Annotated in this window: 10 protein-coding genes; 3 read left to right on the forward strand and 7 right to left on the reverse strand. The window is 71.7% G+C overall.

The window, feature by feature from the left end; genetic code table 11:
* The first annotated feature begins 5 nt into the window (after positions 1–5).
* Entirely contained in the window at positions 6–1,523 is a 1,518-nt protein-coding gene (locus AB0M35_RS12815) for a HAMP domain-containing sensor histidine kinase (RefSeq protein WP_363744703.1), read from the forward strand.
* A gap of 9 nt (positions 1,524–1,532) precedes the next feature.
* Here AB0M35_RS12815 and AB0M35_RS12820 read toward each other — a convergent pair whose 3' ends face one another.
* From AB0M35_RS12820 to AB0M35_RS12835, 4 genes are all read right to left on the reverse strand, one after another.
* A complete protein-coding gene (locus tag AB0M35_RS12820) occupies positions 1,533–2,495 on the reverse strand; it encodes a TAXI family TRAP transporter solute-binding subunit (RefSeq protein ID WP_363744705.1) in 963 nt (320 codons plus the stop codon).
* Between the two features lie 97 nt (positions 2,496–2,592).
* On the reverse strand, positions 2,593–3,267 hold the full coding sequence (locus AB0M35_RS12825) for a hypothetical protein (protein WP_363744707.1): 675 nt from the start codon (positions 3,265–3,267) through the stop codon (positions 2,593–2,595).
* A gap of 99 nt (positions 3,268–3,366) precedes the next feature.
* Positions 3,367–4,161, reverse strand: coding sequence for a peroxide stress protein YaaA (gene yaaA, locus AB0M35_RS12830; protein ID WP_363744708.1), 795 nt, complete (start codon positions 4,159–4,161; stop codon positions 3,367–3,369).
* Between the two features lie 65 nt (positions 4,162–4,226).
* Positions 4,227–5,852 carry a hypothetical protein gene (locus tag AB0M35_RS12835; RefSeq protein WP_363744710.1) on the reverse strand — a complete coding sequence of 542 codons (1,626 nt, stop codon included), beginning with the start codon at positions 5,850–5,852 and terminating at the stop codon, positions 4,227–4,229.
* Positions 5,853–6,039: 187 nt separating this feature from the next.
* Here AB0M35_RS12835 and AB0M35_RS12840 point away from each other — a divergent pair, with 187 nt between their 5' ends.
* Complete coding sequence (locus tag AB0M35_RS12840) at positions 6,040–7,080, forward strand: phosphatase domain-containing protein (protein WP_363744712.1); 1,041 nt, start codon at positions 6,040–6,042, stop codon at positions 7,078–7,080.
* A 71-nt stretch (positions 7,081–7,151) separates the two neighbouring features.
* Here AB0M35_RS12840 and glgB read toward each other — a convergent pair whose 3' ends face one another.
* From glgB to glgA, 3 genes are all read right to left on the reverse strand, one after another.
* Positions 7,152–9,254, reverse strand: coding sequence for a 1,4-alpha-glucan branching protein GlgB (glgB, locus tag AB0M35_RS12845; RefSeq protein WP_363744714.1), 2,103 nt, complete (start codon positions 9,252–9,254; stop codon positions 7,152–7,154).
* A complete protein-coding gene (locus AB0M35_RS12850) occupies positions 9,242–11,338 on the reverse strand; it encodes a maltotransferase domain-containing protein (RefSeq protein WP_363744716.1) in 2,097 nt (698 codons plus the stop codon). The genes glgB and AB0M35_RS12850 overlap by 13 nt, the downstream gene beginning before the upstream one ends.
* A 198-nt stretch (positions 11,339–11,536) precedes the next feature.
* Positions 11,537–12,733 (reverse strand): glycogen synthase, encoded by a 1,197-nt coding sequence (glgA, locus tag AB0M35_RS12855; RefSeq protein WP_363744718.1) that lies wholly within the window; start codon positions 12,731–12,733, stop codon positions 11,537–11,539.
* A gap of 71 nt (positions 12,734–12,804) precedes the next feature.
* On the opposite strand from glgA, the gene glgC reads away from it, so the two are divergent.
* On the forward strand, positions 12,805–14,037 hold the full coding sequence (gene glgC / locus AB0M35_RS12860) for a glucose-1-phosphate adenylyltransferase (RefSeq protein ID WP_363744720.1): 1,233 nt from the start codon (positions 12,805–12,807) through the stop codon (positions 14,035–14,037).
* The last annotated feature ends 5 nt before the right edge of the window (positions 14,038–14,042 follow it).

The raw sequence follows: 14,042 nt of genomic DNA on the forward strand, positions 1-14,042 counted from the left end.
CGGGTGTGCGACGACGCCTGGTGATCAGCTATCTGCTGCTGATGGTGCTGGTCCTGGTGGCGTTGGGCACGCCCCTGGCGGCGACGCTGGCCACCCGGGAGACCGAACGGATCCGGGCCGACCGGGTCGCCGACGCCACCCGGTTCGCCTCGCTGGCCGGGCCGGCGCTGCGCGACGGCACGACCGGCCCGCTCGCCAGCGAACTGGCCAGCTACGAGGAGCTGTACGGCATCGACGCGGCGGTGGTCGACCGGGAGGGGGCGGCGGTGATCCCGTCGCCGGGCTGGCGCTGGACCCTGGGCACCCGGGAGGTGCTGGACGTCGCGTTGTCCGGGCAGCAGACCAGCCGGCCCGACTCGGTCTGGCCCTGGGTGGACGGGCCGATCGTGGTGGCGGTACCCATCAACGACGGGGGTGAGGTGCTCGGGGCGGTGGTCACCGCCAGCCCGGCCGACGGAGTCCGTCGCACGGTGGCGACCTGGTGGCTGCTGCTGGCCGGCACCGGGCTGATCGCCGTGCTGGCCTGCGTGCTGACCGCGTTCGGGCTGGCCGGCTGGGTGCTGCGCCCGATCACCGAACTCGACGCGGTCACCCACGAGATCGCCGAGGGCGACCGGGGAGCCCGCGTACAGCATCGGCTCGGCCCGCCGGAGCTGCGTCGCCTGGCGGCGAGTTTCAACCACATGGCCGACGTGGTGTCCGATGTGATGGACCGGCAGCGGGCCTTCGTCGCGCACGCCAGTCATCAGCTGCGCAACCCGTTGACCGCCTTGCGGCTGCGGGTGGAGGAACTCGGGCCCAGCCTGGCCGACGAGCAGGGCCGCGCCGAACATCAGCTCGCGTTGGAGGAGACCGACCGGCTGGCCCTGCTGCTGGACGGGCTGCTCACCCTGGCCCGGGCGGAGCGCCGGGAAAACCAGCGGGTGACCGTCGACGCGGTGACCGTGGCGGAGTCCCGGGTGGCGGCGTGGGAGCCGCTGGCCCGGTACCGGTCGGTGACGCTGCGTCTGGCCGCCGGCCCGGCCCCGGTGTACGCCCGGACCGTGCCGACCGCGATCGACCAGGCGCTCGACGCGTTGATCGACAACGCGGTGAAGTTCAGCGGGCAGGGCGGCGAGGTGACGGTCACCGTCACAGCCCGCGACGGCGGCTGTGCCCTGGAGGTACGCGACACCGGCCCCGGGATGACCCGAAGTCAGCTCGGCCAGGCGACCGAGCGCTTCTGGCGGGCCCCGGAGGTGCAGAACGTCGACGGTGCCGGGCTGGGACTGACCATCGCGGCCGTGCTCGTGGACGCCTCCGACGGCCGCCTCACCATGCAGCCGAACTCGCCCCGTGGACTGGTCGCCGCCCTGTGGTTCCCCGCTCCCGACGAGCCGCCCACCCCCGACGGGCCGTTCACCCCGGCCGAGCCGCCCGCCCTCGACGTGCCGCCCGCCCTCGACGTGCCGCCCGCCCTCGACGTGCCGCCCGCCGTCGACGGACCGTCCGCCGCGCTTGAGCCGGCCGTCCGCCCGGTTTGACCGGCTGACTCAGGGCTTGCTGTCGCGGTAGTACGCGGCCGCGCCCGGATGCAGCGGCAACGGCGGGGTGGCGATCGCCGAACGGGGGCTGATCCGTCCGGCTGCCGGATGGGCCGCGGCCAGCTCGGCGCGGCGCTCCATCAGCAGCCGGGTCACCTGGCGGACCAACTCCTCCGGCAGGTCGGCGCGGACCAGCAGATAGTTGGGGTTGGCCACGGCGGTGACCGGGTCGATGCCGTACACCGACCGGGGGATGTCCCGGGGCACGTAGACCTCCCGGTTGCCCCGGCGCAGCGGCACGGTCCACTCGCCGAGGTCGACGATGCGGGTGGGGGTGTCCTGGGCGAACTGGGCCACGGCCCGCACCGGCAGACCGCCGGAGAAGAAGAAGGCGTCGATCTCGCCGCCGCGTAGCGCGGTCACCGACTCGTCCAGGCCGAGCTGCACCCGGTGCAGCTCGGCGTCGTCCAGCCCGGCCACGGTGAGCAGCCGGTTGACCGTGATCTCCGTTCCGGAACCGGCCGCCCCGATGGACACCCGTCGCCCACGCAGGTCGCTCAACGTTCGGACCGCACTGTCGGCGGTGGTGACCAGGTGCAGCAGGTCGTCGTAGACCCGGGCGACCGCCACCACCGGCGGATCCGGTCCCGGGTAGGCGGGCAGCACGTCGGCCTGGGTGAATCCGAGTTCGACCTCGCCGGCCTTGAGTAGCCTGACGTTCTCCACCGAGGCGGCTGTGATCAGCACCTCAGCATGGACGTCGGGTAGTTCCCGGTTGAGGATGGCGGCCAGCGACGTGCCGAAGGCATGGTAGACGGCGGTCGGGCTGCCGGTGGCGATGCGGATACGTACCGGCTCGTCGGGATCGTCCCGGCAGGCGCTGAGGCTGGGCAGGACCAGCAGCACGGCGACCAGGATGGCCGTGCTGGCGACGGGCCGCCGGTCTCGGGCAGCATACCGGGTACGGGTCACGGGCAGCACTGTGCGCCGCCGGACCCCTGTGGCGCAACCCCAGGGTGGCGGAGTGTGTCCCAACCGCGGTGCAGTTTGCCCTGACCGGGTCGGTTACTCAGGCGACCGGGCGGTGGGCCACCTCCTCGCCGGCATGGTGCAGGATCCGATCCCGGTCCGGGCCGTGGGCGACGCTGACCAGGTAGCAACCGGTGCCGGCGCGCAGCAACGCCGGTACGTCGAGCAGGGCGGCGCCGCGAACCAGGACGGCGGCGAGTTCCCGGTCGGTGATCCGTACGCCGAGGATGTGTCGCCGGACGTGCCGTCCCCCGGCCAGCAGCGCGGCCCGCCAGGCAGCGGAGGCCAACCGGGTGCGCCACTGCCGGCGTGCCGTCGAGGCGCCGGGTATCGGCCCGCCGAGCAGCTCCCGTCGGCCCCGGCGCCAGCCGTTCTCCATCAGCGCCGCGTACTCGGATCGGTCTTCGCGGGAGACGTACAGTCGGTGCAGCTCGTAGCGGCGACGCAGCCCACCGACGGCCAGCTCGTGCTGTACCGGGATGCCGAGCCGGTCCAGCAGCTGTCGGGTGCGGCGGGCCGCCTCCTCCCGGTTGAATTCGATCGCGGTGGGGATGCCGGGCTGCTGCCCGGTGTGACGCTGACCGGGCGTGGCCGGAGGCGGCATGCAGCGCAGCAGGCAGGCCACCTCGAAGGCGTCGGCCAGGGTCGTCCAGTCCAGGGGCGGCAGGATCGACGGCGAGCGGGGTCGGTCGAGCAGAATCGGTTCGGCAACCACCCGGAGGGCCTCCTCGTGGTGTCGGGTGCAATTACGGTGACCCGAGACACCGTGCCGTGGTACCGATCCGGTCCAGCCTTGAGGAAATCTTGCGTCTGTTTACAGCTCGGAAACCACGACGTCGACCTGGCGTGGCCGTCCCGGCGCCGAGGGCTGCTCGCACACCGTGTATTTCAGCTCGCGCAGCGCGCCCACCAGCGCGTCGACGCTGCGCGGACGGACGCCGTGCAGGAACAGATCACGCACCAGCCGGCCCTTCGTGGCCTTGTTGAAGTGGCTCACCACCGAACGCACCGGCGCCCCGTCGACCTCCCGTTCGTGCAGCACTCGTACGGTGACGGTGCGTTCGGCGAGCTCACCGCGCGGCGTCCAGCCGGCGGCGTAGGCACCGGAACGCAGGTCGAGCACCGGTCCGGCACCCGCCGCCGAGGTCAGCGCCGGTCCCAACACCGGCCGCCAGAGCGCCGGCAACGCGCCGACGCCGGGCAGCCGGGCCCCGATCGGGCAGCGGTACGGCGGAATCCGGTCGGTCAGCCGTACCGCCCCCCACAGGCCTGAGCTGATCAACACCTGTCGGGTCGCCGCACCGCGCGCCGGTGGCGGGAGGGTGGCCAGGTCCAGGGCCTCGTAGAGCACCCCGGTGTAGATCCGGCCCGCCGGTGCGGTGGCCGCCCGGTCCAGGCGGGCGTTGCGGCGAAGCTCGCCGCGCTGGCCGACGCCGAGTCCGAGCGCGGCCAGCGCCGCCTCCGGCGGCCCGGCACTGAGCGTGACCAAGGCGGCCAGCACCTGTTCGCGGACGGGGCTCAGCTCCGGCAGCGAGAGCCGGTCCAGGTCCAGACGGCGACCAGCGCCGACCTCGGCCTTACCCTCCGAGGGCGGCAGCAGGATGAGCATCGAAGACTCCTCGACGTCCCGGACCGCACCTTCCGCGCCGGGGTCCGGCCAGCGTACGACCCGTCTCACCGCCACGGTCGCAGCGGCGTCGGTGGGTGGTAGACGCGAAAGCCGCCGACCTCGGCCACCAACGCCGCGTCCGTCCGGTCGCCGAGCAACTCCCGCAGGCGCCGGTCCGCCGGTCCGTCGGCCTCCAGCACGTATCCGGGCCGTGCCGCGCGGGCCAGTCGCCACCAGTACGCCGGGTAGCGGTTCTGCCCGGGATGCAGGTCACCGTCGAGCACGCCGCAGACCACCTGCTCGGCGGTGTTGAAGACCAGCCGGTTGCAGGTCCAATACTCGCCGTACACCTCGCGCAGCCCGGCGGCGCGGACCGTGTCCGCGAGTTGCCGGGACTGGCGTTCCTGCACCCGGCCGGGCGCCGCGCCGACGGTGGCGAACAGCACGGTGACCACCAGCGACGTCGCCGCCAACGCGGCCAGTACGGCGGTGGCCAGCGCGCCGACCAGCCGTCCCGCCGCGCCGACCGTGCCCCGCCAGCAGGCCACCGCCGCCACCCACAGCGGCCACAACACCGCCGGCAGCGACAGTTGCAGCACCGACAGGTATCGAGCGTTGCCCAGCGGGTCCGTCGCGGCGAGCGAACTGCGCACGTACGCCAGCAGGGTCAGCGCCGCACCGGCGAGCAGGGCGAGCTGCACCACCGGCACCACCCGCTCACCCCGCCCGACCGCCCGGCGGTACGTGAACCCGGCGAGCACCGCCGCGACGACCAGCAAGACCGGGTAGAGCAGGCCGAACCACTCCTGCCAGCGGGCGCAGCCCTCGACCGGACACAGCCCGGCGGCCAGCGGCACCCCCTCCAACAGCCCGCCGTCGAGCCGTTGCGTCCATGTGGGGGAGGGTCCCTGCGTGCCGCTGATCCGGCCGAGCACCGACAGGGAGTCCTGCCCGGGTGGGGCCACCAGGTTGTCGCGGATCATCGGGGCGATACCGACGCCGAAGCCTGCGATCAGCAGCAGACCGGCCCAGCCGAGCAGTTCCCGACGGAGTACCCAGAGCAGCGCCAGAGCCGCCACCGCCAGGTACGGCACGATCAGCCAGTCCGACCAGAGGGCCAGTCCGGCGAGCAACCCGAAGCCGCCGACCGCCCACCAGCGGTGCCGCAGCGTACCCCGGGCCAGTCCCACCACGATCAACAACATCGCCAGCACGGCGACCTTGACCTCCGGGCGACCACCGACCGTCGTCACCTGGTCCCGGATGACCCGCTCGGAGCCGAGCGCCAGCAGCCCGACGATCGTGGTGGCGAACCACGGTGAGCCGATCCGTCGGGTCAGCCGGTGGATCAGCCAGAGAAACAGCGCGTAGAGCGCGAGCACCGGCAGTCGCAGCGCCGGCCAACTCGGCCCGGTCACCGCGAGCAGGGGTGCGGCCAGGTAGGACTGCAACATGCCCATGTACCGCTGGCCGTAGAGGAAGACCGGATGTTCCCGGCCCTGCGCGATGTGCAGCGCGGCCAACCCGAAGGTCGCCTCGTCGCTGTTGGCCACCGGCACGGTGTTCAGCACCAGGTACAACCGGTAGCCGACCCCGAGGACGCCGAGGAGCAACGCGACGAGGGCGGGCCGGTCGAGCCGTGGCTGCCACCGTCCGCGCCGTCGCTGTGCTGTCGACCCTGCTCGTGGCACGACCTCGCCCCCGTCGCCGTCCCGACCGGAGTGTTTCACGGTCGGCAGCCGGCCCGGGTGCGGTTGCCCTTGATCGTCTTCATGCCACCGACTCCCGCCACGGCCGGTCGGGTCGCCCCAACGCAGACGATCAAGAAGCTCGGGTCTCGCGTGGCCGAGGTCGCCGGGGTGTGGCAGGGTTGCAGGCGTGCCACCCACACCCGCTGGCCAGTTGGCCGTACCAAACCTGCACCGGGCCGCGCGGATCGAGGACGCTGTGCACGCCCTGGTCGAGCGTCGACTGCGGCGGACGGGCTGGCGGACCAACATCATCGCCTACACCGGGTACGGCGCGCCCGGTTGGGTGCGGGTGATGTGCCGGGTGTTGCTGGGACGACCGGACACCCGCCAGCGGGGTCGGCTGGAGAAGGTCCGGGGCTGGCGAAGCTTCACCACCCTGCCGGCCAAGCATGTCACCGTGACCATCGAAACCGGCGGGGTGGTGCACGAGGCGCAGGCCGACCGCAGTGGCTTCATCGACACCACGGTCGAGGCGGAACTGCCACCGGGCTGGGGTTCGGTGCGGCTCAGCATGCCCGACGCCGAACCGGTCGAGGCGCCGGTGCGCATCCTGGATCCGGAGGTCCGCTTCGGCATCCTCTCCGACATCGACGACACGGTGATGGTGACCGCGCTGCCCCGCCCGCTGCTCGCCGCCTGGAACACCTTCGTCCTCGACGAGCACGCCCGAGCCGCGGTGCCCGGCATGGCCGTGCTGTACGAGCGGCTGGTCACCGCCCACCCCGGCGCGCCGGTGTTCTATCTGTCCACCGGCGCGTGGAACGTCGCCCCGACACTCACCCGCTTCCTGTCCCGGCATCTCTATCCGGCGGGGCCGCTGCTGCTCACCGACTGGGGGCCCACCCAGGACCGCTGGTTCCGCAGCGGCCGGGAACACAAGCGGGCCACCCTGGCCCGGCTGGCCAAGGAGTTTCCCGACGTACGCTGGCTGCTCGTCGGCGACGACGGCCAGCACGACCAGGAGATCTACCGCGAGTTCGCCGCCGCCCATCCGGACAACGTGGCGGGGGTGGCGATCCGCCGACTCTCACCCACCCAGGCGGTGCTCGCCGGCAGCCTGCCGGTGCCGCACGACCGGCCGACCGAGGGGCCGGTGGGGCAGAAGTGGCTCTCCGCCCCCGACGGCGCCGGTCTGTGGACCCTGCTGCGCGGCGCCGGCCTGGTCTGAGTCCGCCTGCTCTGATCCCGCTCTGAGCGGTCTGCTCTGGTACCCCGGCTGCTGTCGCCGGCGCTGCCCTTTCACGCCGGGCGCAGCCAGAGGGCGCCGAGCGGAGGGACGCGCAGCGCCACCGACGCGGGTTGGCCGTGCCAGGGCACGGGCTCGGCGTGGACGGCGCCGAGGTTGCCGACGCCGGAGCCGCCGTAGTGGTGGGCGTCGGTGTTGAGCACCTCCGTCCAGGTGCCGGCGGCCGGTAGCCCGATGCGGTAGTCCTCCAGGGGCAGGGCGGAGAAGTTGGCCACGCAGGCCAGGGTGGTGCCGTCGGGAGCGATCCGCACGAACGAGATCGTGTTGTTGGCGACGTCGTCACCGGCGAGCCAGCGGAAACCGGCGGGGGAAGTGTCCTGCGCCCACAGGGCGGGGGTGTCCCGGTAGACCCGGTTGAGGTCGCCGACGAGGCGTTGCACGCCGGCCCGCGCCGGATCGTGCAGCAGGTACCAGTCGAGGCCGCGTTCCTCGCTCCACTCCCGCTCGTCGGCCAGTTCGCAGCCCATGAACAGCAGTTGCTTGCCCGGGTGCGCCCACATGTACGCCAGCAGCACGCGTACGTTGGCCAGCCGTTGCCACTGGTCGCCGGGCATCTTGCCCAGCAGCGAGCCCTTGCCGTGCACCACCTCGTCGTGGCTGATCGGCAGCACGTAGTTCTCGCTCCAGGCGTACGCCAGAGAGAAGGTGAGCTGATGGTGGTGGTGCTGCCGGTAGATCGGGTCCTTCGAGGTGTAGAGCAGGGTGTCGTGCATCCAGCCCATGTTCCACTTGAAGCCGTAACCCAGCCCGTTGTCGTTGGTCGGTCGGGTCACCCCCGGCCAGGCGGTGGACTCCTCGGCGATCATCACCACGCCGGGGTGGTGTTTGTAGACCGTCGCGTTGGTCTCCTGCATGAACGCGATGGCCTCCAGGTTCTCCCGGCCGCCGTACTGGTTGGGCACCCACTGCCCGTCGGCGCGGGAGTAGTCCAGGTAGAGCATCGAGGCGACCGCGTCCACCCGCAGCCCGTCGACGTGGAACTCCTCCAGCCAGTAGAGCGCGTTGGCGACCAGGAAGTTGCGGACCTCGCGGCGGCCGAAGTCGAAGACGTACGTGCCCCAGTCGGGGTGCTCACCCCGGCGCGGGTCGGGGTGTTCGTAGAGCGGGGTGCCGTCGAAGCGGGCCAGGGCCCACTCGTCCTTGGGGAAGTGGGCCGGCACCCAGTCCAGGATCACCCCGATACCGGCGGCGTGCAGCCGGTCCACCAGGTGACGGAAGTCGTCCGGGTCGCCGAACCGGGACGTCGGGGCGAAGTAGCCGGTGACCTGGTAGCCCCAGGAGCCGCCGAACGGGTGCTCCATCACCGGCAGGAACTCCACGTGGGTGAAACCCAGCTCCACCACGTACGCGGCCAACTGCTCGGCCAGTTCCCGGTAACCGAGGCCCGGCCGCCACGAGCCGAGGTGCACCTCGTACACGCTCATCGGTTCCTGGTGCGGCTGCTGCTTCGCCCGCCGCGCCAGCCATTCCGCATCCGTCCACTCGTACGTCGACCGGTGCACCACCGAGGCGGTGGCCGGTGGCACCTCCGCGTACCCGGCGAGCGGGTCGGCCTTGTCCCGCCAGTAGCCGTCGGCGCCGAGGATCCGGTACTTGTACCGGGCCCCCACCTGCACCCCCGGTACGAAGATCTCCCACACGCCGGAGGCGCCCAGCGAGCGCATCGGCCAACCGTCGTCCGGCGCCCAGCCGGTGAAGTCACCCACCACGCGTACGCCCCGGGCGTTGGGCGCCCAGACCGCGAACGCCACCCCGCCGTCGAGTACGCGGGCGCCGAGCGCCTCCCAGAGCCGCTCGTGTCGCCCCTCGCCGATCAGGTGCAGGTCCAACTCGCCCACGGTCGGCGGGTGGCGGTACGGATCGTCGTGCGACTGCCCGTCCAGCTCTACCCGGTAGTCGAGCACCTCGCCGGGCACCGTCGCCTCGAACACGCCCACCTCGTGCACCCGGGTCATCGGGTAGCGGCGGTCGCCGACCAACAGACACACCTCGTCCGCGCCCCGCCGCAGGGTGCGGATCACCGTACGCCCGTTCGCCGGGTGGGCCCCGAGCACGGCGTGCGGGTCGTGGGTCTCCCCGGAGATCAGCTGGTCCATCGGGCGTCGTCCTTCGTCGCGGAGGCGGTGCCGCCGCGGGGACCGGCGGCAGTGGCGGGCACGGTGGTGGCGATCGGCGCAGGCGTGGCGGTGGCCGCCAGGGTCGGCGAGGGCGCGGCGTCGGGGCGCCGCAGGGTGAACACGTGGGCGGGTTGCAGGTACGGGTCGAGCCGCACCGCGTTGCGCTGCCCCCAGTCGTAGCCGGCGCCGGTCAGCTCGTCGTGCACGGTGAACCGGTCGTGCCAGTCCAGGCCCAGCGCCGGCATGTCGAGGGTGGTGTTGCCCCACTGCACGGTCTGCGAGTCGAACGAGCAGACCACCAGCACCGTGTTGCCGGTCGCCGGGTCGCGTTTGGACCAGCAGAGCAGCGCCGGATTGTCGATGTCGTGGAAGACCAGGTTGCGCAGCCGGTGCAGGGCCGGATTGTCCCGGCGCACCCGGTTCAGGGTGGCGATGAGCGGCGCCAGCGACCGCCCCTGCGCCTCGGCCTCGGCCCAGTCCCGGGGGCGCAGTTCGTACTTCTCGTTGTCCAGGTACTCCTCGGCGCCGGGGCGGGCGACGTGCTCGAACAGCTCGAAGCCGGCGTACATGCCCCAGGAGGGGGAGAGCAGCGCCGCCAGCACCGCCCGGATCTTGAACATCGGCGGCCCGCCGTGCTGCAGGCTCTCGTGCAGGATGTCCGGGGTGTTGGGCCAGAAGTTCGGGCGCATGTAGTCGGCCGCCGCCACCAGCTCCGCGCAGTACTCCCGCATCTCGATGGCCGAGGTGCGCCAGGTGAAGTACGTGTACGACTGGGTGAAGCCGACCTTGGCCAGCCCGTGCATCATCGCCGGCCGGGTGAACGCCTCGGCGAGAAAGAGCACGTCCGGGTCGGTCCGCTTGACCTCCCAGATCAGCCAGTGCCAGAAGTCGACCGGCTTGGTGTGCGGGTTGTCCACCCGGAAGATCTTCACGCCCTCGCCGACCCAGTGCCGCACCACCCGCAGCACCTCGGCGCGGATGCCCTCGGGGTCGTTGTCGAAGTTCAGCGGGTAGATGTCCTGGTACTTCTTCGGCGGGTTCTCGGCGTACGCGATCGAGCCGTCGGCGCGGGTGGTGAACCATTCCGGGTGCTCGGTCACCCAGGGGTGGTCCGGCGCGCACTGCAACGCCAGGTCCATCGCCACCTCCAGGCCGTGTTCGGCGGCGGCGACGACGAAGTCGCGGAAGTCCTGCGGCGTACCCAGGTCGGGGTGGATGGCGTCGTGCCCGCCCTCGGCGGCGCCGATCGCCCACGGCGAACCCACGTCGTGCGGCCCGGCGACCAGGCTGTTGTTGGGGCCCTTGCGGTTGACCCGGCCGATCGGGTGGATCGGCGGCAGGTAGAGCACGTCGAAACCCATCGCCGCCACCCCCGCCAGCCGCTCGGTGGCGGTGGCGAAGGTGCCGGAACGGGCCGGTGCGTCGACGGTGGCCGGGATCGCGCCCTCCGAGCGGGGGAAGAACTCGTACCAGGCGGAGTAGAGCGCCCGTTCGCGATCCACCCAGATGCGGTACGCCTCGCCGGTGGTGACCAGTTCCCGCACCGGGTACGCCCAGAGCAGCTCGGCCAGCTCCAGCGCCGGCTCCACCCGCTCCGGCAACGGCAACGTCGAGTCACCCAGGGCGGCCACGGCCTGCTCGATCCGGGCCCGCTTGGCCGCCGGCACCAGGTCGGCGGCGGCGGTCAGCCCGCGTACGCCCTCGGCGAGGTCATTGGCCAGGTCTTCCGTGCCCTGGCCGGCGGCGATCTTCTTGGTGACCGCGTTGTGCCAGGTCAGGTAGGGGTCGCTGAACGCCTCCACCGTGAAGATCCACTCGCCGACCGTGTCGGGTCTGATGGTGGCGTGCCAACGGTCATGGCCGGGCTCACCGGGGTGCATCCGGGTGAACGGGCGGGCCTGCCCGTCCGGGCCGAGCCAGACCACGTTGCAGCCGAGCGCGTCGTGCCCCTCGCGGTACGCGGTTGCCGCCACCGGCACCAGTTCCCCGACGACGGCGCGGGCCGGATAACGCCCGCAGGAGACGACGGGGGAGACGTCTTCGATCGGGAACCGTCCGCTCACCGCCTAAACCTACTGTGCGAGATCGCCTCGCGCTCGTCCGACCAGAAAACGAGATCTTGGACCCTTGATCCACACAGTTCCGGGGAAGTTGCTGCCTTCCGGACACCCTGACACCGCAACTTCGCCGAAACTGTGTGGATCATTCGATCCCGCCCAATCGAGAGGGCGCCGGTCAGGGGAGGGGTGGGTCGCCCCTCCTTACATCAGTGAGCGGTAGAGGGTGAGGGTGCGGGCGGCTATGGCGTCCCAGGAGAAGTGCTTGACCGCCCGGCGACGTCCGGCCCGGCCCAGGGCAGCGGCGCGCTCGGAGGAGGCCAGCAGCTCGTTCAGCCGCGCCGCCAGGTCGGCCTCGAAACGGGCCGGGTCGACCGGCGTACCGTCCAGCCCGGCCTGCTCGATCGGGACCAGCAGGCCGGTCTCACCGTCGGCGACCACCTCGGGGATGCCGCCGGTGGCGGTGGCCACCACTGCGGTTTCGCAGGCCATCGCCTCCAGGTTGACGATGCCCATCGGCTCGTACACCGACGGGCAGACGAAGATCGTGGCGTGGGTGAGCACCTGGATCACCTCGGGTTTGGGTAGCATCTCGGCCACCCAGATCACCCCGGACCGGCTCGCCCGCAGCTCGGCGACCAGACCCTCCACCTCGGCGGCGATCTCCGGCGTGTCCGGTGCGCCGGCCAGCAGCACGAGCTGCGTCTGCGGCGGCAGGGCGCGGGCGGCGCGCAGCAGGTGCGGCAGGCCCTTCTGTCGGGTGATCCGCCCGACGTAGACCACGCTGGGCAGGGCCGGGTCGATGCCGAGGCGCGCCAGCACGTCGGTGCCCGGGTCCGGGGCGTACTGCGCGGTGTCGATGCCGTTGTAGATCACGTGCACCCGGTCGGGATCCACCGAGGGGTACGCGGTCAGCACGTCCCGGCGCATCCCCGCGCTGACCGCCACGATCGCGTCGGCCGACTCGTAGGCGGTGCGTTCACACCACGAGGAGAGCGCGTAGCCGCCGCCGAGCTGCTCGGCCTTCCACGGTCGCAGCGGCTCCAGGCTGTGCGCGGTCACCACGTGCGGCACCCCGTACAGCAGCTTCGCGGTGTGCCCGGCCAGGTTGGCGTACCAGGTGTGGCTGTGCACCACGTCCGCACCGGCACACCCGGCGGCCATCTCCAGGTCCACCCCCATGGTCCGCAACGCCGGGTTCGCGCCGGCCAGGCCCGGCGGTTCGGCGTACGCCCGCACCCCCGGCTCGGTGCGCGGCGCGCCGAAGCAGTGCACCCGCACCTCGGCGAGTCGGCGCAGCTCACGGGCCAGGTACTCGACGTGCACCCCGGCGCCACCGTAGACCTCCGGTGGGTATTCCCGGGTGAGCAGGTCGACGCGCAGTCCGGTGGAGTCGGTCATGCCCGGCACCCTAGTGCAGAAGTGTGCCCGTACGAGTGGTGAAGCGGCACCGGGATGGATAGCGTCTGGGCATGGCTGCCAAGGTGCTCGCGATCGTCCTGGCCGGCGGAGAGGGCAAGCGCCTGATGCCGTTGACCACGGACCGGGCCAAGCCGGCCGTCCCGTTCGGCGGGATGTACCGCATGGTCGACTTCGTCCTCTCCAACCTGGCCAACGCCGGCTATCTGAAGATCGTCGTGCTGACCCAGTACAAGTCCCACTCCCTCGACCGGCACATCACCAAGACCTGGCGGATGTCGACGCTGCTCGGCAACTACGTCACGCCGGTGCCCGCGCAGCAACGCCGTGGCCCGTGGTGGTTCGCCGGCTCGGCCGACGCGATCTATCAGAGCTTCAACCTGATCTACGACGAGCAGCCCGACTACGTGATCGTCTTCGGCGCCGACCACATCTACCGGATGGATCCACGGCAGATGGTGGAGGAGCACATCGCCTCCGGTGCCAGCGTGACCGTGGCCGGCATCCGGCAGCCGTTGTCCACGGCCGACCAGTTCGGCGTCATCGAGGTCGGTGAGGACGGTCGCCGGATCCGGGCCTTCCGGGAGAAGCCCACCGACGCGGTCGGGCTGCCCGACGCCCCCGACGAGATCTACGCCTCGATGGGCAACTACGTCTTCACCACCCGGGCGCTGATCGACGCGGTCGAGCGCGACGCCGAGGACCGGTCCAGCAAGCACGACATGGGTGGCAGCATCATCCCGATGCTGGTCGAGCGGGGCGAGGCCAACGTCTACGACTTCCGCGACAACGAGGTGCCCGGCAGCACCGACCGGGACCGGGGCTACTGGCGCGACGTGGGGACGCTCGACTCCTTCTACGACGCCCACATGGATCTGATCAACGTCCATCCGGTGTTCAACCTCTACAACTTCGACTGGCCGATCTACACCGAGCAGCCGCCGTACCCGCCGGCCAAGTTCGTGCACCAGTGGGGCGAACGGGTCGGCCGCGCGGTCGCCTCGATGGTCTCGCCCGGCGCGGTGATCTCCGGTTCTCTGGTGGAGAACTCGATCGTCTCGCCGAAGGTGAAGGTGCACTCCTGGGCGCACGTGGACGGCTCGGTGTTGATGGAGGGCGTCGAGGTCGGCCGACATGCCGTGATCCGCCGGGCCATCCTGGACAAGAACGTCCAGGTTCCCGAGGGCGCCGAGATCGGCGTGGACCTGGAACGGGACCGACAGCGCTACACCGTCTCCGACAACGGCATCGTGGTCATCGGCAAAGGTCAGAAGGTGGAACCGTGAGCGCG

The organism is Micromonospora sp. NPDC051196, from assembly GCF_040682415.1.
GTDB lineage: Bacteria > Actinomycetota > Actinomycetes > Mycobacteriales > Micromonosporaceae > Micromonospora.